The organism is Hymenobacter sp. CRA2 (assembly GCF_002007105.1).
Lineage (GTDB): Bacteria > Bacteroidota > Bacteroidia > Cytophagales > Hymenobacteraceae > Solirubrum.
Genome location: NZ_MVBC01000019.1, coordinates 36,554 through 57,071 on the forward strand (window position 1 = coordinate 36,554; position 20,518 = coordinate 57,071).

Below are 20,518 nucleotides of genomic sequence, written 5' to 3' on the forward strand. Positions count from 1 at the left end.
AATATAGGCCAAGCAAATTCGGTTAAACAGCTTTAAGACCGCATTTGTGCCTTTTATAGCTAATTCATTAGTTTATGGGTTATTTAAATTGATGCCGAAGTGCGGTATAAAACGCTTGAGTTTGTGACATACAAGTACTGCTTAAGAAGTAAGCTCCTGTATTGTATGGACAGCCTTGCGTCTGAGCGTTAGTGTGTGTAGTGCTCCGATGGTAAAGGCTAAAGGCAGTACCCCAGCCAGAATTACCCACCATGCGGTAGGCTCTAAGCGGGCGTTGGCTAGCGTGCGTCCCCAGTTGGGCTGATCAGGTGGCAGGCCGATGCCTAAAAAGGCAAGTGTAGTTTGCAGGGCCAGGCAAAGGCTAAGGTTTAGGGGTAATACTGCTCGCAAGGCCGGCCAGGCGTTAGGCAGCAGATGATACCTCAGTAACCTGAAGTCAGAGTACCCGGCTGCGCGTCCGGCTTCGATGTAAGGTTGAGAACGGAGTTGGGCTATCTGAGCGCGAACGAGACGGGCCGTTCCCGGCCAGCACGTAAGAACCAATAAGAAGATCAGCCAGGGTTTTGAAGGGGGCTGAGCCGCCGCAAGTACCACAACGATAACAAGGCGTGGCACGGAGGTAAGAAAGGCTGCTGCCGACTGGACCAGTTGATCCAAGGGCAAAGGCCAACTGGCGCGTAAAGCAGGGGTGAGGTATACCAAGCCGGTACCGGCAACAATGCCAAGCAGCCACCATGGCAAAGCAGCCGGTGAAGTAATCAGCGTCCCGCCCAGGCCCAGCGCCAGTATCAGCCATGCTGCTTTGCGTACCCGCAGACGGTGATTATGCCAATAGCCGGCTGCCGCTCCGAGCCCAGTGCCCAGCGTTGAAGCCAGAACCGCCGCTGGCGCACCGACGGTAATCAGTTGTTGAGCGCCGGCGAGGATATCAGCTAGTACGTCGCGGCCGAAGGGGTCGGTGCCCAGCCAATGCAATCGGGAGGGTGGCTGGCTCAGTGCGTCCAAGTTGGCCAGTGGTTTGGGCCAGATACCTGGCCAGCAGAACGGAAGCACGCCCATCAGCACCAGCGCTACCAGCCAGGCCACTGTTATGCGCTGCAGAACGGGATGCCGCTGCTGACTCAAGACCTTAGGAAGTTTGGTGGCGTGGATCAATCCACATGTTGGCTACGTCAGCTAGTAGCCAAGCTGCCAGCCGCGTGAAAGCAATCAGCCAGATGCCACCTACCAGCACGGGCAGGTCGCGCGCCGCTGCGGCTTCAGCCAATAGCCGCCCCATGCCGGGCAAGGCGAAAAGAACCTCGACCACCACCGCTCCCGCCACTACGCCCGGGAGTAAGTCACCGCAGCGTGTGATGAATACGGGTAGCGCATTGGGCAGAATATGGCGCCGCCAGAGGAGGGCACTGCTGACGCCTTTGGCCCGGGCCGTGGCGACGTAAGGCTGAAGGCTCTGCTGGTGAAGCGCCGCGGCAGTGGGCAGCAGGATGCCGGGTATGCTTACCAAAGTGAGGGTGAGTGCAGGCAGTGCCAAATGATATGCCGTGCTCCACAACGAGGCGTGTTCATCGGAGCCCAGCCCGTACGCAGGAAACAGCGGCCAGAAATCAGGGTTGGCAAAAAGTAGAAGCAACAACAGGCCAATGGCGAAAAGGGGGAAAGAATCCACCAGGTAAGCTACGTTGCTGTACCAGCGGAGCGTGCGTTCGGTGCGGGCGGCCCGTAAGGCCAGTAGCAAGGCCAGGAAGATGGAAAGCAGTAATGCGCTGCCGGTCAGGGGAAGCGTAACGCCCAAGGCTTCCCGCAGGTGCGTCATTACGCTGACGCCGTCCCGAAAGGAAGTGCCTAACTGCCCGCGTATCAACTGGTTCAGCCACTCGTGGTACTGGTTGGGGGTACCGTACCAACGCCAAGGCAGTACTCGGCAGTAAAACAGCGGAACGGACAAGCCAAGACGTTGGCGGTACAGACTTTCCGCTTCCTGGCGAAAGTTCTGGCGGCTCAGCGCCGTGTCAGACAACAGCTGTGGCTGACCTGTTTCGAGGCCGCGCGTCAGCAGGAACACAACTGATGTAATCAGCCAGGCCGTAAACAGGGTGCGTCCAAGGCGCCACGCCAATATTTGCATCATCGGGCTAGCGCTCAGCGGCAGCGTTGACCTGCAGGGACCCGATGTCGTAGCCGGGCTCGACTCCGCTGGGCCGCACGGAGCCAAGGCGCTTGGCTACTACTAGCCGGTTGGGCTCGAAGAATAAGGGTATCAAGGGGCTTTCCTGATACAGCAACGTTTGCAGCTTGCGCAGCAGGCGGGCCTTGCTCGTGGAGTCTTCGGTAGCGACAATGGCCTCGAGCAGGCGGTCGGAATACGCCGTACCGAAACGGGTATGGTTGACGCCGCCTTCGCCAATGCTGCTCGTATGCAGCAGCGGGCGCAGATCGTACGAGAAAGGGTTGCCGTAGAGCGTGAGCAAGCACAAGTCGAACTCGCCGCTGCGCCGCTGTCTGGATAGTAAGCCAGGCTCCGTGGGCTGAAGCGTGACGGGTACGCCGATTTGCTGCGCTGCTTGCTGAAAGAGCAATGCGATGGTTTCGTAAGTCCGCTCGCCGGCGGCGTACGCCATGCGCACTTGCAACGGCTGCGCAGTGCCCGCGCGCTGCCACCCCGCGGGTGTGCGTCGCCAGCCATCCTGCTGGAGGAGCTGTGCCGCCTGGGCCGGCGAAAACGAAATCAGCGGGAGACTATCCTGATACACCCACTTTTCCCGCGGGTTGATGAGGCTCACCGTGCGCTGCCCCTGCCCGTATTGCGTAGCCTTAAGCAGCCGGTCCACATCCAGGAGGCGGCTCAGGGCCTGCCGCGTGCCGGCGGTGCGTAGCGCCGATTGGCGCGTATTGATGGCTAACACCACGACCCGGTACGACGCGGGCGTAAAGAACTGGAACAGCCCACTAGCTTCTCGCCGAAGCCGCGCAAACTCCGGGCCCGGCATGTTCGGATAAACGTCCAGGTCGCCCCGGCGCAGAGCGAGTGAGGCCGTTGCGTTGTCCGGCACGATATGAAACTCGACGCGCCGCGGACGGGCCAAAAGGGGCGGAGTAGCGTTCGGCAAGCGGTCGGCCCACCATTGAGGCTTACGTTCCAGCGTCAGGCGCTGGCCGGTTTGCCAGGACACCAGCTGGTAAGGACCGCTGCCGCGCAATACGCGCGGGTCGCGCCAGCGCGCCGGCTCGTTGAAGGTTTGGGCAAAAGCTCGTACCGCCGGCAGAAGGCCGATAGTGCTGTCGCCGGAAGTCAACTGCGGTAGTGATACCTGCCGCAATAAGGAGTCCGGATCGAGCAGGTACGGCGGCATGATGGGGAAATCCCCGCTGGCCGTTACATACTCGGGGGTGAAACCCTGACACACGAAGGTAAAGCTGCGTGGGTCGCGGGTGTCAAGCTGTACGTCCTGGATGAAGCTGAAGGCACTGCGCTGGCTTTCGTTAGGCAGCCCGGGGCAGTTGAGCAGCTTCAGCGAAAACAGGACGTCGCGCGCCAAGACGGGCTTGCCATTATCCCAAGTGGCTTCCGGACGCAGGCGGTAACTGAGGAAAGTGCGTGCACCTTCGCGCCGGACGGTGGGCAGAGCTGTGGCCAACCAGGGAACGTAGCTACGACGCGGGCCATCAACGGCTAGCAGGCTTTGGTAAAGTAAGTTGTTGATTTGTACGGCGTACGCATTAGGCAGCGTCACCGGGTTCAACGACTCAGGGTCACGGGGCCAGCATACCCTTACCGGAGTATTGGCCAGTTGATTGGAGGAAGGAGACGTACATCCTGCTGCGGCCAGTAAGCCGTACATCAGCAGTCGTAGCGCGGCGGATCGGAGCATGGATCAGGAACTCACCTGCGTAAGTAAGCCCGCCAAGATACCGAACACTGCCAGAAAACGCCGCAATTAGTGGCCTTCGCCCCAGCCGTGGCCGCCGGCTTCCGTCGAAGTAGTAGTGGTGGGGGGAGTGGTGCCCGTGGTCGTAGTGGTGGTCGTGGTAGACGGCTCCGTGCTAGCAGAGGCCATCGTTTGGGCCGGGGCGGTGCCGAACAGGGTGTTGAATTGAATCAGGGCGGCAATGAGCAGTTCCATCATGGCTTTGGAGTTTTGGGCGTGTCAAATGTTTGATTGACACAAAGTTGTGGCCATGACCGGTGTCCGGTAAAGGAAAGAGTTACGTTGCCTGTGACTATAACTTATACCCGCTCATTATAACTGGAATTGCCCATTATAGGCCTAAACAGTACTTTGTCGGTATAAACACAGTATTACACTGTGTTACTTTAGCCGGAGTGTGACGTAATAGGGCTGCTAAGGGTCTTTTTTTCACATTACAAATGTCTCACTTACAAGGCTTAGTGCATAGGAACGACCAAAAGCTTCTGTGACACGTTATTGCGTGCGCAGATAGCTTTAAATTGTGGGCGTATGTGCTGTTTTACCGGATTGGAAGATGAATGAATTGGTGAATTTGGCCAAGATTGTGACTAACCGCCGGTTGTCAACCTTGCCGCTCATTCCCTTTGCCAGCCGTACTGATAGTAAGACCCGCGAAGAGGAATTGCTTGACCTGCTAACTTCCAATAGCAGTTTGAGCAACCTGCAAGTGGCTAAGCGTATGTACAGCAGCAGCTCTACGCAGAGCATGGCTGCAGTGCGGAAGCTGAAGCAGCGGTTGCAGTACAAGCTGCTCAGTCACCTGTTTTTCCTGGATCATTCCGATCCGCGCCATCCAGCCTTCCGCCGCTACGAGCAGCAGTGCCTGGATATGCTTTTTCAGGCCACGGTGCTGTGGCGCGAAAGTGAGCGGGTGCTCCTGCCTCAGATGCTGCGAAAAGTATTGCGGTTGGCATTGGAGGGTGAGTTCACGCCACAGGCCATAGCGGCCCTGGAAATGATGCGTTCCATCAGCGTTGAAGTCAACGATTACTCGGCTTACCGCACTGCTACCAAGCAGATGACCAAACTGAGCGAAACGCTGCGGGCCGAACAGGAAGCACAAAGCCTGTTTTGGGAAGCCAAAATGAACTTGGCTCGGTCGGTTTCGTCGCGGCGGCGGCTATTGCAGGTGTTGCCGAGCATCATTCAGCGGCTGGAAGAACTCTACAGCAAGGTCAAGACCTTCAACATTTACGACCCGCTGCTGAAGCTGCAGCTGATTCAGCAGGAACTGGACGGCAATTTCGAGGAGCTGATCCGCATCACCAGCGAAGCCGAGCGGTTGTTTGCGCAGGGCAAGCTCAACGCCAAGCGCTTTGACAGCCGCTTTACCAAGTTTTACAGCGTGTACGCGCACTTGCGTGCCCGCCGCCTTAAGGGAGGCTTGGCGCTGGCCGAAGGGTACCTGGCTGCATTTCACCGCTCCAGCAATAACTGGTTTGCTTTCCTGGAGAACTACTACTTGCTGGCCATGCACGACGGAGACTACCTGCTGGCTGGCGAGTTGCTGAAGCGCCAGCAGCAAAACCCGTTTGTGACCAAAATTTCGCAGCCCGCCCAGCAGCGCTGGGAGTTGCTGCGGGCGTATTTGTTCTTCGTCCGGCCCGAGGAGGCCGGGCTGCGGCCCCTGCACTTTGCGCAACTGGTGCAGCGTATTCCCGACCACAGCCGGGACAAACAGGGCTACAACGTGGCTATTCTGATTCTGCAGTTTCTGCACTTCCTGCGGCAAGGCGATATTGAAGCCCTGTTGGCACGTCTGGAAGGGCTGCGCAAGTACGAAAGCGCCCACTTGCGCGACGCCGCCACGTTGCGCAGCCGGCTTATGTTCCGGCTGCTGCAACTGACGGTAAAGGAAAATTTCGACGTAAAAGCCTGCGAGAAGAAAGGCCAGGTGTTACTGGCTCGTCTACAGGACACACCGCCCCCCGGCGAGGCATTCGCCGAGATTGAAATCATTCCTTACGAAAATCTGTGGCAGCAGACACTGATGCTGCTCCGGCAAATGGCGGAACAATCGCAGCAAGCTCCCGCTCGCTAGCCGAGTTTAGGGCTTAGCTACGGCTTTGGCCGTCATGTCGGCCGGTATGGTGGCGGCCCACTGCTCGTAGCGCTGATACTGGACAGCTGTCAGCACGGCTTTCAGGTTGGTGCGGTATTCGTCGGCTACGGCCTGCAGCTTGGGCAGACGCATGGCTTCGTCGCCGGTATACATGCGGTTGATTTCCTGCTCTTTTTCCAGGCGGCTGACCGTTAACTTTTTCACTTGGATAACGCGCGCATCGTCGAGGCCGAGCTGGGGGGCGAGGGTGCGCGTCAGCTCAGCAGCGCGTTGCGTCAGCGAAGGCGTGGTTTGGGCAAAAGCACCCGTCAGGGTGAAAACAAGTAGGGTAGAGGCAACCAGCTTTTTCATGACAACTAAGTTTGGATTAAGTTTAGAGAGCGTTGGACAGCTCGACAAAGTAAAGTAGAGTTTTTGACATTATGAACTATTAAAATAATTTATTGTACAAAAATACTGCTTTCGTCAGATAAAGCATTCGTGAATGCAACGCTCTTGAAAATGCTATAACGGTCTTTAGTTGGCTATATTGACCAGCCTTGGTATAAAATAGATTTGGTTGGATTATAGCTCCACAAAAATTAACTGACATATGGGTGGGGAATCGACACCGTGGTTTGGGAAATATGGTTGTGTCAGCGGTGACTCGCTTCGTTGTGGCCGCCGCGTTTAGATTAGCTATGGCTATGTGCATGAGCCAGCGTCGCTACTGGGTTGCCAGGAAGCGCATTAGCGGTGGGTTGACTTGATCGTGGCGAGGATGTTGAGCCGGCAGCGGAAAAGCTGGGGTAGTCCCAGAAATTAACTTCAGGCAGTTAGACAGCGGCGAGGACGGCGCTTAAGCAATAAGTTATTCAAACCCGATGGGCGTTTTCGCGTTGACAAAAGCCCCGAGGCCGCCGTACCTTGGCCCGGCTTAGGCTATTCCACACTTCGCCGCATTCGTTCTACCACCCGCCGATGGCTGCGCCCGCTCCCTCCCGCACTACCGAGTTTCTTGATCAGCTTTCCCAGGCCGTGGCCGACATCCGGCGCGTAACGCAGGACCGGTTCCGGCCACTCAGCGAGGACCAGCTGAACCGCGGGCCGGCGCCTGGCAAGTGGAGCGTAGGCCAGTGTCTGGAGCACCTGAACATTATCGGCGGGCTGTACCTGCCGGTGATGAACCAGCGTCTGCGCAAGGCTACGGAACGGGGCACGCGCCCGGCCGAGTTCGTGAAGCACGGCCCCATCGGCCGGCGGCTAACCCAGGCCATGCTGACCCCGGCGCGCGAAAAGCCGCTCAAAACGCCGCAGCAGTTTGCCCCGAGCGGCTCGCGCTTGCCTCGCACAGTGGTGGAAGTGTTTCTGCGCCAGCTAGACGACTTGGACCACCAGCTGCGACAGGCGCGCAACATCAACGCCAATGCCGTGCGCATTCCCAACGCCATCGTGCCGTTGCTGCGGCTGCGCCTGACCGACCAGTTTGCCTTTATGGTAGCGCACCTGCAGCGCCACATTGCGCAGGCCGAGCGCGTGCTCGATAGCCGGCGGTAAAGGGCCGCTCAAGGGCTTGGTGCGCTCAGGGGCGACCCAAAAAGTAAGTCAGCGTCAGAAAGACCGACCGTTGGTGCTCCTGCCAGTCGGATGGGCTGGCTATGGTCTTGGTGAGTCGGTTCAGGAAGCCGTGGCTGTAGCCGGCCTGTACCTGTACGGGGCCGCGGCGGTAGCCCACCCCGCCCAGCAAGCCCGCGTCCCACGGGCTGACACTGGTGTAGTACGACGAGCCATCGGTAGCAAAGCGTACCCCGCCCGTACCGCCCCACGTCTCGATGGGCGCACCGTTGAGCGTGGCTTGAAAATTACCGTCGAATTTGCCGCTAACGCCGCGGGCTACGTACGGCCCGGCAAACAGCTGCCAGCCGTGGTTTTCGCTGGGCGTGTATACCACGGGCAGCTGCAGGGCCACATAGTTCAGGCGGAACCGCTGCCGGTACTCGCGCACGTATGGTCCTTGCGAGGTCGTTTGTTCCTCGCGCATGGTAGCGCGGCTGCCCTGATGCGTAAAAAGCAGGGCGGGCTGCACGGCCAGGCGGCCAAAAGGTTGGGTATAGGTGAGGCCTACCTGCAGGCCGTGCTCCAGGTGGTAGCGCTGCTGAGGCTGGTAATCTAACTGGCCGGTAAACCAGGCAGCATTGTAGCCGGCCCGCAGACCAAAGTGGCCCTGAGCCTGTGCGTAGGTAATTGTAGTCAGCGCAAAGATTGCGGCGAGTAATGGTTTGAGCATATAAGATCAGTGCAGTAGGTGGCGCCGGCACTTCCGGGGCCGTGAAAATAGCAGTGCTCAGCTACTAGCCGAGGCGCTGCTAGTGGTGATGCCCTTCGGGCGGTGGGGGCAACTCGGCAGCTGCCCGCGGCAGCAGGGCAGTGGGTACGCGCGGGTAGTGGTGGTGCACGTGGTGAAAGGCAAACGACGACACCACCGGCGTCCAGAACTGGGCGGTGTGAGCGGCCGCGCGCACCGCCGGATGGTGCGGGGCCAAGCGGTGCGGAATGTAGGAGGCCCAGATAGGCAAGGTGGCACTCATCAGGAAGGCCACGCCCCAATATACCAAGCCCACGAGGCTGCCCGCCCACAGGTATAACCCCACAAAAACGGCCAGCAACAGCAGGGTATAGGCCGTTTCGAGCAGCTGAATGCTCCGCGTGTGCGGAGCCATACGCAGCGACTCGCGGCGCAGCATCAGGATGTGGTAAGGACCCTGCCACAGCACGCGGCCAAAGGTCCAGGTGGCCGGCGCGCCCTCGGGGTCGTCATCGGCCAGGCAGTGAGCGTGGTGGCGCAGGTGCGTGACCTGCAAGGCGTGGCCGCTCTTCAGCAGCAGCAGCCCGCTGAGCGTAAGCAGGCGGGCGTTGGCCGGCTTTGAGAGGCCCAGCGCGTTGTGCATGCTGTCGTGCATCTGCACGAAGGCGGCCAGGCTGGTAGCCACGGCCAGCGGTACCGCCAGCCACCACCAGCCCGCCACCGCCGTACCGGCGTACAGCGCCAGCAGCAGCCAGGGGCGCAGCACCTCAATGCGGCGCTGGGCCCCGGTAAGGCGTAAATGGGCCGCAGCGGCGTTGGGCTTCATAACAAGCAGAAAGGATGTACGGTAGCAGGGCCAGCGCCACTTAACCGCGCAGCCGGAAGAAATACGCCGCCGAGAACTGCAGCACGCGGTTGCGCACCCGGTCGCCGGGCCGCTGGTTGTCCGGGCCGTTCGGGATTATGTTGCCCAGGCCCACACCGTAGCTCGCCTGTACCTGCAACGCTTTGGCCTTGAAGCCGAGGCCAGCGTTGATGCCCCAATCCAGCTTGCGGGCGTAGTGCTGCGTGTAGTCGCGCTCGGCCTGGGCCACAAACTTGACGTTGGTGTCCTCTTCCTGCGGCACGTTGCTGCCCATGTAGGAAGCCGTGTACTTCAGGTGGTCTTCGCCTTTGAGCCCCACGCCCAGGTAAGGCCCTGCCAACACCAGCAGGCCGTATTCGCCGCCGGTGGAGTACACCGCGTTCAGGGGCACCTCGAAGTACGTGAGCTTGGTCGTGAGCGTGCCCTTTTTGGAAAAGGGGCCGTCTACGTAGCTGTACGCCACTTTGCTTCCTTTTTGGCTGAGCAGCAGAGCGGGCTGCACGGCAAAGCGTCCGAACTGGGCATTGAGGGCGACGCCGTATTGAGCACCCAGCAGGGCACCGTCTTTCAGGTACTTGTCTGCGGGCTTGGCAGCAATGCTGGCGATGTTGAGGCCCACGCGGGGCGCCACCGATACCTGAACCTGGGCCTGGACGTGGTGGCCACTTAGCAGGGCTAAGGTCAGGCCAGATAGTAAAGTGTATGTGGCACGCATAACAGAACGAAAAATGACAAAGCCCGCCAATGCGGCCGGGCCTATACGTTGCCAAAAATACAGGAAGCGAGGCGTTTGTGTGGAAGTTTCTGCGGCGACGGGCACGGCGCCCTGGTAGGCTACTCCACCGGCGGCTGGGCGCTCAAAATAAAAAGGCCCGGTTTTCGTGTGGAATGCCAGGCTTGCGGGCATCCTATAGCCGTAAATCCCTTGCTTTGCTCATGCGTTTTTCCTTCGTTATCCTGGCCTTTTGGCTGTTGTGCATGGTAGCTCCCTCCAATGCCTCCGCGCCGCCGGCCGGCGGCCCTTACGCTGCTCAGTGGAAGAAAATCGACGCGCTGCTGGCCAAGGAGCAGACCGAAGCGGCCCGCAAACTGGTGCTCGACATCTACCAGAAAACGCGCGCCGCCGGGCAAACGGCCGATTACGTCCGCTCCCTGGTGTACCGGCTGCATTTGCTGGAGCTGAAGGAGGAAGACGCCGACGTCAAAGGCATTGCGCTGCTGGAAGCCGACCTGCCCGCGGCTAAGTTTCCGGCCCGGCCGCTGCTGCACTCCCTGCTGGCCGAGCAGTACCACGACTACCTGCAACAGAACCGCTACCGCCTCTACAACCGCAGCAACGTGGCCCAGGACGTCGACCTGACGGAGGATGCCGCTGATACCGCTGCCGCCGGCGGCATTGCCAGCTGGGACGCCGCCCGGCTGGCCAGCCAGGTAGTGCGCCACTACCGCGCCTCGGTGGAAACCGACGCCCAGCGGCAGCAGCAAACCAGCCTGCGGGAGCTGGGCCAGCTCGCCACGCCCGCCGACGTAGTGGGCCAGCAGCTGCGCCCTACGCTCTACGATTTGCTCGCGCACCGCGCCATCGAGGGGCTCAACGACGACGAGCTGTACCTGACCCGGCCCGCCGAGCAGTTCCGCTTCACCGATGCCCGCCTGTTGGCTTCGAACCCCGAATTTGCTCAGCTGCCCATTACAGCCCCGGCGGCCGATTCGCTCAACGGCCCGTACTACGCCCTGCGTCTGTGGCAGGAGTTGACGCGCTTCCGCCTGACCCAAACGAACCCCGCTGCTGCCGCCGACGTGGAGCGCCTGCGCCTGGCCTTCGTGCACGAGCACGCGGCTTTTCCCAATAAGCGCACGGCCTACGAAGCCGCGCTGCGCCGCGCCCAGAGCCAGTACGAGACGTTGCCCGCCTGGGCCGATTTTCAGGCCGAGCTAGCCCAACTGGCGCAGCAGCGCGGCGAGCTGACCACGGCCATGAGCCTGGCCCGCGCCGCCGCGCAGCGGTTCCCCAAATCGGTAGGGGCGGCCCGGGCCCAGGGCATCATCAACGAGCTGGAAGCGCCCAGCCTGAGCGTGCAAACCACCGAAGTGCAACTGCCCGGTCAGGCTTTGCTGCTGAATGTGCAGTACCGCAACCTACAGCAAGTGCACGCTTTTGCCTGGAAGCTGCCCGCAGCGGCCCTGCTGCGCGAAGCCAACAGCCAGCGCCAGGCCGATATCCGGAAGGCTTACGCCAAGCAACTGGCCGGCAAGCCCGCGGCGCAGTGGGCGCTGAGCCTGCCCGGCCCGCAGGACTACAAAACGCACCGCGCCGAGCTTGCTGGTCCGGCGCTGCCCGCCGGGCATTACCTGGTGGTGCTAAGCACCGCCGCCGAGCGGCCCACCAAGGAGCGCGTCGACATAGCCACTACTTACGCGTTTTTGTCGGTGAGCGAGCTGGCCTCGGTGCACCGCGCCGCGCCCGAAGGCGGCGTGGATGTGTGGACGCTGAACCGGCGCAGCGGCCAGCCCGCGGGCGGCGTCACGGTGCAGCCCTGGTTTCAGCAGTACGATAACACAGGCCGCACCAACACCACGGCTGGCGAAGCCCAAACCAGCGCCGCCGATGGACACTTGACCATTCGGCCAAAACCCGCCGATGAGCAGCGCCGCTACATGCGCGCCCTGCTGCTGCGTCAGGGCCGCGACACGCTGGTGCTACAGGAAAACCTGGGCTATTACCGCCCGCCGGTAACCGTTGAAGAAAACGTAAACCTGCAGGCTTTCATCTACACCGACCGCGCCATCTACCGGCCGGGTCAGACGCTGTACTTCAAGGCCATCGTGGCCAATCAGGTGAACGGGCGCAGCCAGGTGGTAAAGAACCTGCCGCTGCGGGTGCGGCTGCTGGATGTCAACGGCCAGCAGGTGCAGGAGCTGCCATTTACCACCTCCGATTTTGGCTCGCTCAACGGTTCCCTCACCTTGCCCACCGGCCTGCTCAACGGGCAGATGCAGCTGGTGGTAGCAGCGGGGCTGAGCAATTCCGCTGCCGATCCATGGCTGGGCAACCAGAGCTTTGCCGTGGAAGACTACAAGCGCCCGACCTTCTTCGTGGCACTCGACCCGGTGAAGGGCACGCCCAAGCTCGGCGACACGCTTTCGGTGCACGGCACGGCTACGGCCTATGCCGGCCCGGCCGTGGACGCCGCCACGGTGCAATACCGCGTGGTGCGGCGCACCATTTGGCCGATGTTTGGCTGGGGTGAGCTGGACTTTGGCTTTGGTGGGGGGCGCGTAGGCGGCGGGCGGCCGTTTTTCCCCGGCCGCGGCGGCGAGCAGCAAATAGCCACCGGCACCGCGCAAACCGATGCGCAGGGCCGCTTCCGCGTATCGTTTACGGCTACCCCGCCCGACGAGGCGCTGAACGACGAAGCCGATAACCCCGATGGCGACGAAGACGGCCAGTACCGCCCGCCCTTCCCGGTGCGTCCCACCTACGTCTTCGACGTAACGGCCGACGTAACGGACCCCAACGGCGAAACCCGCTCGGCGCAACGCGGCGTCACGCTGGGCGGCACGGCCCTGAACCTCAGCCTGAGCGGTCCGGCGCAAGTCAACCAGCAGCAAGTGGCCGCCGCTGATTTCAGCCTGCGCAGCCAGAATGCCACCGGCGAGGCGGTGCCCGCCGCCGGCACGCTCACGCTCTACCGCCTCACGCCGCCCGCCCGAACCCTGCACCCGCGCCTCGGCCCCGCGCCCGATCAGGCCGGCCTGCCGCGCGAACAGCACGAGCGGCTGTTTGCGCACGAGCCCTGGCTGCGCGAAGACAACCCGAACACCTGGCCGCGGCAGCAGGTAGGCCAGTGGGCATTCGAGACCAAGCAAACCAACGACTTAGCTCAGGCCAGCCAAGCCCTGGCAACCCAAACGCCCGGTGCCTACCTGCTGGAAGCGCGCAGCGTACTCGGTGCCGATACGGCCCGTGCCCGCCTCGGCTTCATGCTCTACAGCCCCACGGCCGCGCAAGCCCCGCTGCCCACGCCTGCGTGGCTGACGAGCCTGCAGGACAGCGTGGCGCCCGGTCAGGCGGCGCAGGTGCTCATCGGCACCGGCTTAGAGCAGGTGCAGGCTCGGCTGGAAGTGGAAAGCCGCGGCCAGCTGGTGCGCGGCGAGTGGCTGACTTTGCGCCGGGAGCAGCGCCTCATCAGCCTGCCCACGCCGGCCGGCCAGACCGCCCCGATGATGGTGCGGCTGGTGTTCGTGCAGGATGGCCACTTCTACCAGCGCGAAGCCACCATTCAGGTAGCCGAGCCCGAGCGGCCGCTGGAACTCACACTCAGCACCTTCCGCGACAAGCTGCAGCCCGGCCAGAAGGAAACCTGGCGCCTGACCATCAAAAACAGCCAAAACCAGCCCGCTGCGGCCGAATTGCTGGCTTCGCTCTACGACCAGTCGCTCGATTATTTTCGCCCGCATTCCTTCGCGCGGCCCGAGCTGCCGCAGCCGTACTACGGAGAGCGGTTCGGCTGGTCGGCGCGGTTCGGCAGCGCGGATTGGGAGACGTTGTTTGAGCTGTTTGAAGCGAAGGAAACGGGGCAACAGGAGTATCTGTATCCGAAACTGCGTTTGAGTTGGGACGATTGGATGGCAGGTGTAATGAGCCAAGGACGCAACGGCCTTGGTGAAGTGGTTGTGTATGGTACTGCCCCAGCTATGCGGCACGATATTACGGGTGCGGTAGGAACGTCTCCACGGGTTATGCGTGCTGCGGCTCCAGCTATGCCGCCACCGCCAAACGCTTCCGCGCCAATGGCTATGAAAGCCTCTGTTGATGCTAGCTTCGGCAACGACCAAAAGCAGCTAAACGAAGTCGTTACCGTCGGCTACGGCACGCAAAAGGGCAAACCCGCCGACCTCAGCACCGTGCCCGTGCGCTCCGACTTCCGCGAAACCGCCCTGTGGGCGCCTGCCGTGCGTACCAACGCCAAGGGTGAAGTAGTACTGGAATTCCAGATGCCCGAAGCCGTGACGCGCTGGCAGCTGCTGACGCTGGCGCACAGGCCTGACCTGCAAACCGGCCTGCTGGCCCGCCAACTCGTCACGCAGAAGGAGCTGATGGTGACGCCCAACGCCCCGCGCTTCTTCCGCGAAGGCGACCAGCTGCGCCTCACCGCCAAAATCAGCAACCTCACGGCCAAGGCCCTCAACGGCGACGCCCAGCTACTACTTTTCGATGCGCGCACCAACCAGCCGCTGGACAAGCAGCTGCTCAAAGGCTCGGGCAAGGCCAAGTTCAAAGTCGGGGCGCAGCAAGGCACCACCGTGGGTTGGGACCTCACCATCCCCAGCACCGGCCTGGAAGCCGTGACTTACCGCGTGGTGGCTCGCGCCAAGGACTTCACCGACGGCGAGGAAAACACCCTACCGGTGCTGCCCAACCGCCTGCTCGTGACCGAAGCCCTGCCGCTGACTGTGCGCGGCACTGGCACGCGCACCTTCGAGCTGAAGAAGCTCACCAGCACCAGCTCGGCCACGCGCCAAAACCAGAGCCTGACCCTGGAGCTGACCAGCAACCCCGCCTGGTACGCCGTGCAGGCCCTGCCGTACCTGATGGAGTACCCCTACGAGTGCTCCGAGCAAGTCTTCTCGCGCCTCTACGCCAACGTGCTGGCCGCCCGCATCCTGCAGCAAAATCCGCGTATCCGGCCGGTGCTGGCTGAGTGGCAGAAAGCCGCGGCCAGCGGTGACAAGAACGCGCTGCGCAGCAAGCTGGAGCAGAACCAGGAGCTGAAAGCCCTGCTGCTGCAGGAGACGCCTTGGGTGCGCGAGGGCCAGAGCGACACGGAGCGCATGCGCCGTCTCGCTACCCTCTTCGACGAGCAACGCCTGCAGGCCGAAACTCTGCGCGCTGCCCAGAAGCTGGCCGAGCTGCAGAACCCCAACGGCGCCTTCCCGTGGTTTAAGCAGATGCCCGACAACGCCTACATCACGCAGCTGGTGGTGGCGGGCTTTGGGCGCCTGCGCCAGCTCGGGGCCTTCGATGCGCTGCAGGATGCCCGCACCGCCGAGCTGCTGCGCCGCGCCGTGGCCTACCTCGACCGGGACCTGGCCAACGACTACGCCCAGCTGCGCCGACAAAAAGGCGTGAAGCTCACCGATAACCACCTGTCCGACGGCACGGTGCACGCGCTCTACGCCCGCTCGTTCTGGCTGAAAGACCTGCCGCTCGACAAAGCCGCCAGCCCCGCCTACGACTACTACCGCGGGCAAGCCGCGCAGTACTGGACGGGCCGCAACCGCTACGTGCAGGCCCTAACGGCCGTGGCGCTGAACCGTTTCAGCGGCGGTAAGGCCGACAAAAATGTGCCCGCCGCCATCGTGGAAGCCCTGCGCCAGAACGCCCTGCACTCCGAGGAGCTGGGCATGTACTGGAAGGACGTGCAGCCCGGCTTCTACTGGCAGCAGGCGCCCGTCGAGACGCAGGCCCAGCTGATCGAGGCCTTCCGCGAAGTCGCAGGCGACGAGCAGTCGGTGGAGGAAATGAAGCTGTGGCTGCTGAGCCACAAGCGCACCCACAACTGGGAAAGTACCCGCGCCACCGCCGATGCCTGCTACGCCCTGCTGCTGCAAGGCTCACGCAATTGGCTGGAGCCCGCGCAGCCGCTGCAAGTCACGCTCGGCAGCCAAAAAATCAACACCACCGAAGGCGCCGAAGCCGGCACCGGCTATATCAAGCGCAGCTTCCCCGGCGCCGAGATGCAGGCCAGCATGGGCAAGGTGCAGGTGCAGAAAACCGACGCCGGCGTGGCCTGGGGCGGGCTGTACTGGCAGTACTTCGAGCAGCTCGACAAAATCACCCGCGCCGACAACGCCCCTCTGACGCTCACGCGCCAGCTATTCCGCGAAACGCCAGGCACCAACGGCCCCGTGCTCACGCCTATGACTGCCGGCGCGCCTTTGCGGGTAGGGGAGGTGCTGGTGGTGCGTCTGGTGCTCAAGACCGACCGGGAGCTGGAGTTCGTGCACCTGAAGGACACCCGCGCCGCCGGCCTGGAGCTTATCGGCCAGACCTCGGGCTACCGCTACCAGCAGGGCCTTGGCTACTACGAAAGCCCCCGCGACGCGGCCACCAACTTCTTCCTCGATGTGGTGCCGCGCGGCTCGCACGTGTTCGAGTACCGCCTGCGCGCCGCCCAGGCCGGCGACTTCAGCTCCGGCATCAGCCAGGTGCAGTGCCTCTACGCGCCGGAATTTACCTCGCACTCGGCCGGGCAGCGCCTGCGCATCGCCGGGCAGTAATGCCGAACCTGCGCCGCGCGTCATTAGTGAATGTGGGACCATGGCGGCGTGGGCGATGCAGCGCGGACTAAACGTTCGCGCTGCATCGCCCACGCCGATAAGGCTGGGCTTTGCGAGGTAAAAGTTGGCTTATACCCGGTTGAGTGGCAATGGGTTTGCGAGGCGCTTACTTGCGCTGTACTTTTGCGGTCCGGTTGATTTTTTTGGAGGTTACTGATGCTAAGAACTGCTTTTTGCACGGCCGTGATGGCCGTACTAACGCTGACTGTACAGGCCCAACAGGGACGTAAACCCGCCGTTCAGGGTGGCAAGGCTGTAGACACGGCCGGCAAAGCCGTTATTCCGGTCGGTCCTATACTGGCCGGTGAGGAAAAGCTAAGCGCCCAGGAACGGGCCGAGCGCACTTTCCTGATGCCCCCGCGCAAGAAAATGCACTCGATGCAGCCCCTGGCCCCGCAGCCTGACCCTAGCCAGGCGGGCGCCGTTGCCATTGGTCCGCCCACGGTAGAAGAAGCAGCGGCTGAAGAAGCCGCCAAAGCCGAAGCGGCCAAGCCTGCTACCGTGCATCACCGCTCCTCAACGCGCCACCGCTCCGTACACCACAACTCGGCCGGCAAGAAGAAAACGGTGACGAAAAAGTCGTCGAGCAAGAAAAAGAGCACCAGCTCGAAAAAGCGCAGCTCGTCCCGCCGTCGGCGGTAGCCGCGGCTGCACCAGAGCACAAAAAAGCGGCGTCCCAGACCGGGACGCCGCTTTTTTGTGGCAGCTACCTGCAGGCTCGCTACGCGTTTTGCGGCATCAGGCGCACCACCAGCCCATCGAGGCGCTCGGTAATGCGGATCTGGCAGGAAAGGCGGCTGCCCTGCGACATCACCGGCAAGGATTCCAGCATGGCCATTTCGTCGTCGGAGGGCTCGGGCAGCTCGGGGCCGGCCAGCACCTCCACGTGGCAGGTGCCGCACAAGGCCATGCCGCCGCAGGTGGCCTGAATCTCGTAGCCCGAGGCCTTCATCACTTCCATCAGGCTCAGGCCCATATCGGTGGGGGCTACTAGCTCCGTGCGCTGGCCCGGCGCCTCCTCCACGTACACGCGTACTTCGTCGGTCATATTGGGATTAGAAGGGAGAGGTTAGAAGTGAGAAGTTAGACAGATGTTCGGACGCACAAAAGCGGTGCAGACGAGGTCTAACTTCTCACCTCTAACCTCTCATGTCTCAGATTACAGCGTAGGAACCCCGTTGACGGTGGTGTACTTCAGCACGTACTTCTTGTCGGGGTATATGTGCTTGTAGGCGCCCTGGGCCATCAGCGCGGCCTCGTGGAAGCCGCAGAGGATGAGCTTCAGCTTGCCAGGGTAGGTGTTGATGTCGCCGATGGCGTACACACCGGGCACCGAGGTGCTGTAGTCCAGCGTGTTCACCTTCACCGCGTCGTCTTCCAGCTCCAGGCCCCACTCGCCGATGGGCCCGAGCTTGGGGGTGAGGCCGAAGAGCGGGATAAACGAATCCACGGCCAGCGTACGGGCAGTGCTGTCGTTGGCGGTAATGGTTACGGCTTCCAGGGCCTCGGGGCCGTGTACGTGGGTCACGTTGGAGTTGAGCACCAGGTTTACTTTGCCAGCTTCGTGCAGGGCTTTAACCTTCTCGGCCGAGTCGGCGGCGCCGCGGAAGGTAGTGCCGCGGTGCACCAGCGTCACTTCCTTGGCCACATTGGCCAGGAAAATGGTCCAGTCCAGGGCCGAGTCGCCGCCGCCGGCAATGACCAGGCGCTGGTCGCGGAAGGTTTCCGGGTCGCGCACCATGTAGTACACGCCCTTGCCGCCCTCGTAGTTTTCCAGGTTTTCGATGGCGGGCTTGCGCGGCTCAAACGAGCCCAGGCCGCCGGCAATGGCAATGGCCTTGCAGTGGATGAGCGTGCCGTCGGTGGTGGTGAGGTGGAACGAGCCGTCCTCCAGCTTCTCGAACTTCTCCACCCGCTCGCCCAGCGTGAAGGTGGGGTGGAAGGGCTCGATCTGGCGCATCAGGTTCTGAATCAGGTCGCCGGCCAGCACTTCGGGGTAGCCCGGGATGTCGTAGATGGGCTTCTTGGGGTAGATTTCCGACAGCTGCCCGCCCACCTGGGGCAGGGCGTCGACGACGTGGCAACGGAGCTTGAGCAAGCCGGCTTCAAAAACGGCAAACAGGCCCACGGGGCCGGCGCCGATGATGCAGATGTCAGTGGAAATAGTAGCGTGCATTACGTGGGTAGAACGGTCGACGGAGCGCGGCCCGCGGCGGGCGTGGCCCCGTTAGAATCAGCTAGATAACCACCGCAGGGTGCAAGTGGTTGCCCAAAGCCCGGAAACAGTGCGCAAAGGTACGGTGCCCGGCCCAAACCATTGCGGCCCGGCGCAAGCGAAGTCGATAAGACCGGGACGGGCGACGGTAAGGGCAGACCGGGGAACCGCTCGCTGCAGCAGGGCACTAAAAAAACCGGCTCGAAAAGCTCCGGGCCGGTTTTTTAGCGTGCTAAGGCCGCTTGGCGTTAGTAACGCCCGCGCCGGTCGCGGCCGCGGTCGTTTTGGTCATCCATGTCGTTGTAGCCGCGGCCGTAGCCCTGGCTGCCGCGGCCCGAGCCGCGGTTCATGTCGTCCTGGTCGTAGTCCGTCGACGGGCCGTACATCGATGAGTCGTAGGAGCCGTAAGATGAGCCGTAGGATGAGTTGTCGCGGCCGCTCATGCCGCTGCTCATCCCGCTCATGCTGCGGCCACCCATGCCCATATCGTCCGAAGACGATGAGGACGAGCGGCCCGACATGCCGCCGCGGTAGTTGTCGGTGTTGTCGTAGCTGCTGCGGCCGTACGAAGACGACGAGCCGTAATCCGACATGCCGCGGCCGTACGAGTTGCCGCGGTCGGAGTAGTCGTTCATGCCGCTGCTCATCCCGCCGCGGCGCGACGACGAGTAGTTCATGCTGCCGTAGCCGTCGTAGTCCATGTCATCCGACGAGTTGCTGCCCATCGACGACATGCCGCGGTCCATACCGCCACTCATGCCGCCCATATTGCCCATGCCGCGCTGCCCGTACGAAGACGACGTGCCCATGCCGCCGCTCATGCCGCGGCCGCCGTAGCCGTAGTCGTCGCGGTCGGAGCCGCCGCGGTTCGACATGCCGGAGGAGTAGCCGCGGTCATTGTCCATGTTGCCGCTCATGCCGTAGTCGGAGCGGCCCGTGCCCTGGCTCATGCCGCGGCCCGAGCCACGGTAATTCATGTCGCGGTCCATACCGCCGCCCATGCCCGAGTTCATGTCGGAATTCATCCCCGACATGCCCATGCCGGACATACCCATGCCCGAGCCCATTCCGCGGCCGGAGCCGCCGCGGTCCTGGCCGTACGACGAAGACATGTTCGACGAGCCGTAGTAGTCGCGGTCCATGTCGTCATCGTAGCGCGACGACATGCCACGGCTGGAGCTGCTTTGGCTGTACTGGTCGCGGTCCTGCTGGCGGCCTTGGTTCTGGCGGTTACTGCGGTTGTCGTACCGGTCGTCGTCGCGGTGCTGATTGTAATTTGCCATGGTGGGAAAGTGTTTTGGTTAGGCAAGAATGTACTTGCTAAATCGGCCAAAGGTTTCTTTCACGTGGGCGGCAAAACCTGCGAATTGGCCCTGGCGCAATCAGGTACGGGTTTTGGTCGTTAGGTATTTACGCGGAGCCGTTAGGGGGCATCCAGTCAGGCGGTTTTGCGTATAAACACGGAGCAATCAACTTGTTTGATGTCAATGGAAAGCAAATATTTTAAAGCCATTCCAGCGGACCTGCCCGACGAAGAGCAGGCCGCACGGCGCAAGCGGCAGAACCACGCCGAGTGGGGCATTGCCGTGGCCGCGCTGGGTGGCACTTTACCCAGTGCCACCATCCTGACCGAACTCCAACGCTACATCGACGGCGACCTGACTATAGAAGAACTGGCTGGCCTGGGGCACCCGCCCCGGCCCGAAACCAAGGCCTTCGAAGCCGTAGTGCACCGCGAGCGACTAAGCCGAGCTGCTTAGCGTTCCGGTTGAATAAA

General features: G+C 62.2%; 16 protein-coding genes. 5 read left to right on the forward strand and 11 right to left on the reverse strand.

Annotated features, from left to right (window positions below):
- Positions 1 to 141: 141 nt before the first annotated feature.
- From B0919_RS22105 to B0919_RS22120, 4 genes are all read right to left on the reverse strand, one after another.
- The gene (locus B0919_RS22105) at positions 142 to 1,155 is read right to left on the reverse strand and encodes an ABC transporter permease (protein WP_078014481.1); all 1,014 of its coding nucleotides are present in this window, start codon (positions 1,153 to 1,155) and stop codon (positions 142 to 144) included.
- Complete coding sequence (locus B0919_RS22110; protein WP_139362321.1) at positions 1,130 to 2,215, reverse strand: ABC transporter permease; 1,086 nt, start codon at positions 2,213 to 2,215, stop codon at positions 1,130 to 1,132. The genes B0919_RS22105 and B0919_RS22110 overlap by 26 nt, the downstream gene beginning before the upstream one ends.
- A complete protein-coding gene (locus B0919_RS22115; protein WP_176133176.1) occupies positions 2,136 to 3,638 on the reverse strand; it encodes an ABC transporter substrate-binding protein in 1,503 nt (500 codons plus the stop codon). The genes B0919_RS22110 and B0919_RS22115 overlap by 80 nt, the downstream gene beginning before the upstream one ends.
- 300 nt (positions 3,639 to 3,938) lie before the next feature.
- The gene (locus B0919_RS22120; protein WP_078014484.1) at positions 3,939 to 4,127 is read right to left on the reverse strand and encodes a hypothetical protein; all 189 of its coding nucleotides are present in this window, start codon (positions 4,125 to 4,127) and stop codon (positions 3,939 to 3,941) included.
- Between the two features lie 496 nt (positions 4,128 to 4,623).
- Between B0919_RS22120 and B0919_RS22125 the strand changes: the two genes are divergently transcribed.
- Entirely contained in the window at positions 4,624 to 6,012 is a 1,389-nt protein-coding gene (locus B0919_RS22125) for a hypothetical protein (protein ID WP_139362322.1), read from the forward strand.
- A gap of 6 nt (positions 6,013 to 6,018) precedes the next feature.
- Here the strand turns inward: B0919_RS22125 and B0919_RS22130 are convergent, their stop codons facing one another.
- Positions 6,019 to 6,384: a hypothetical protein gene (locus B0919_RS22130; protein ID WP_078014486.1), complete on the reverse strand. Its 366-nt coding sequence runs from the start codon at positions 6,382 to 6,384 to the stop codon at positions 6,019 to 6,021.
- 609 nt (positions 6,385 to 6,993) lie between these two features.
- Here B0919_RS22130 and B0919_RS22135 point away from each other — a divergent pair.
- On the forward strand, positions 6,994 to 7,569 hold the full coding sequence (locus B0919_RS22135) for a DinB family protein (protein ID WP_078014487.1): 576 nt from the start codon (positions 6,994 to 6,996) through the stop codon (positions 7,567 to 7,569).
- 25 nt (positions 7,570 to 7,594) lie between these two features.
- Here the strand turns inward: B0919_RS22135 and B0919_RS22140 are convergent, their stop codons facing one another.
- From B0919_RS22140 to B0919_RS22150, 3 genes are all read right to left on the reverse strand, one after another.
- The gene (locus B0919_RS22140) at positions 7,595 to 8,299 is read right to left on the reverse strand and encodes an outer membrane beta-barrel protein (RefSeq protein ID WP_078014488.1); all 705 of its coding nucleotides are present in this window, start codon (positions 8,297 to 8,299) and stop codon (positions 7,595 to 7,597) included.
- Positions 8,300 to 8,378: 79 nt separating this feature from the next.
- Positions 8,379 to 9,143 carry a fatty acid desaturase gene (locus B0919_RS22145; protein WP_078014489.1) on the reverse strand — a complete coding sequence of 255 codons (765 nt, stop codon included), beginning with the start codon at positions 9,141 to 9,143 and terminating at the stop codon, positions 8,379 to 8,381.
- 40 nt (positions 9,144 to 9,183) lie between these two features.
- A complete protein-coding gene (locus tag B0919_RS22150; RefSeq protein WP_176133177.1) occupies positions 9,184 to 9,897 on the reverse strand; it encodes a porin family protein in 714 nt (237 codons plus the stop codon).
- 221 nt (positions 9,898 to 10,118) lie between these two features.
- Between B0919_RS22150 and B0919_RS22155 the strand changes: the two genes are divergently transcribed.
- A complete protein-coding gene (locus tag B0919_RS22155) occupies positions 10,119 to 16,466 on the forward strand; it encodes an alpha-2-macroglobulin family protein (protein ID WP_176133178.1) in 6,348 nt (2,115 codons plus the stop codon).
- Between the two features lie 246 nt (positions 16,467 to 16,712).
- Positions 16,713 to 17,168: a hypothetical protein gene (locus tag B0919_RS22160; RefSeq protein WP_078014491.1), complete on the forward strand. Its 456-nt coding sequence runs from the start codon at positions 16,713 to 16,715 to the stop codon at positions 17,166 to 17,168.
- Positions 17,169 to 17,247: 79 nt separating this feature from the next.
- Here the strand turns inward: B0919_RS22160 and B0919_RS22165 are convergent, their stop codons facing one another.
- From B0919_RS22165 to B0919_RS22175, 3 genes are all read right to left on the reverse strand, one after another.
- A complete protein-coding gene (locus tag B0919_RS22165) occupies positions 17,248 to 17,574 on the reverse strand; it encodes a 2Fe-2S iron-sulfur cluster-binding protein (protein ID WP_078014492.1) in 327 nt (108 codons plus the stop codon).
- A gap of 111 nt (positions 17,575 to 17,685) precedes the next feature.
- Positions 17,686 to 18,702, reverse strand: coding sequence for an NAD(P)/FAD-dependent oxidoreductase (locus B0919_RS22170; protein ID WP_078014493.1), 1,017 nt, complete (start codon positions 18,700 to 18,702; stop codon positions 17,686 to 17,688).
- Between the two features lie 287 nt (positions 18,703 to 18,989).
- Positions 18,990 to 20,024, reverse strand: coding sequence for a hypothetical protein (locus B0919_RS22175; protein ID WP_078014494.1), 1,035 nt, complete (start codon positions 20,022 to 20,024; stop codon positions 18,990 to 18,992).
- Between the two features lie 204 nt (positions 20,025 to 20,228).
- On the opposite strand from B0919_RS22175, the gene B0919_RS22180 reads away from it, so the two are divergent.
- Positions 20,229 to 20,501 carry a hypothetical protein gene (locus tag B0919_RS22180; protein WP_078014495.1) on the forward strand — a complete coding sequence of 91 codons (273 nt, stop codon included), beginning with the start codon at positions 20,229 to 20,231 and terminating at the stop codon, positions 20,499 to 20,501.
- Positions 20,502 to 20,518: the final 17 nt, after the last annotated feature.

What these genes read in the sequence shown, in the direction of transcription:
- B0919_RS22120 (WP_078014484.1), bottom strand. Translation starts at nt 4,127, where the DNA reads ATGATGGAACTGCTCATTGCCGCCCTGATTCAATTCAACACCCTGTTC.
- B0919_RS22130 (WP_078014486.1), bottom strand. Translation starts at nt 6,384, where the DNA reads ATGAAAAAGCTGGTTGCCTCTACCCTACTTGTTTTCACCCTGACGGGT.
- B0919_RS22135 (WP_078014487.1), top strand. Translation starts at nt 6,994, where the DNA reads ATGGCTGCGCCCGCTCCCTCCCGCACTACCGAGTTTCTTGATCAGCTT.
- B0919_RS22140 (WP_078014488.1), bottom strand. Translation starts at nt 8,299, where the DNA reads ATGCTCAAACCATTACTCGCCGCAATCTTTGCGCTGACTACAATTACC.
- B0919_RS22145 (WP_078014489.1), bottom strand. Translation starts at nt 9,143, where the DNA reads ATGAAGCCCAACGCCGCTGCGGCCCATTTACGCCTTACCGGGGCCCAG.
- B0919_RS22150 (WP_176133177.1), bottom strand. Translation starts at nt 9,897, where the DNA reads ATGCGTGCCACATACACTTTACTATCTGGCCTGACCTTAGCCCTGCTA.
- B0919_RS22155 (WP_176133178.1), top strand. Translation starts at nt 10,119, where the DNA reads ATGCGTTTTTCCTTCGTTATCCTGGCCTTTTGGCTGTTGTGCATGGTA.
- B0919_RS22160 (WP_078014491.1), top strand. Translation starts at nt 16,713, where the DNA reads ATGGCCGTACTAACGCTGACTGTACAGGCCCAACAGGGACGTAAACCC.
- B0919_RS22165 (WP_078014492.1), bottom strand. Translation starts at nt 17,574, where the DNA reads ATGACCGACGAAGTACGCGTGTACGTGGAGGAGGCGCCGGGCCAGCGC.
- B0919_RS22170 (WP_078014493.1), bottom strand. Translation starts at nt 18,702, where the DNA reads ATGCACGCTACTATTTCCACTGACATCTGCATCATCGGCGCCGGCCCC.
- B0919_RS22175 (WP_078014494.1), bottom strand. Translation starts at nt 20,024, where the DNA reads ATGGCAAATTACAATCAGCACCGCGACGACGACCGGTACGACAACCGC.
- B0919_RS22180 (WP_078014495.1), top strand. Translation starts at nt 20,229, where the DNA reads ATGGAAAGCAAATATTTTAAAGCCATTCCAGCGGACCTGCCCGACGAA.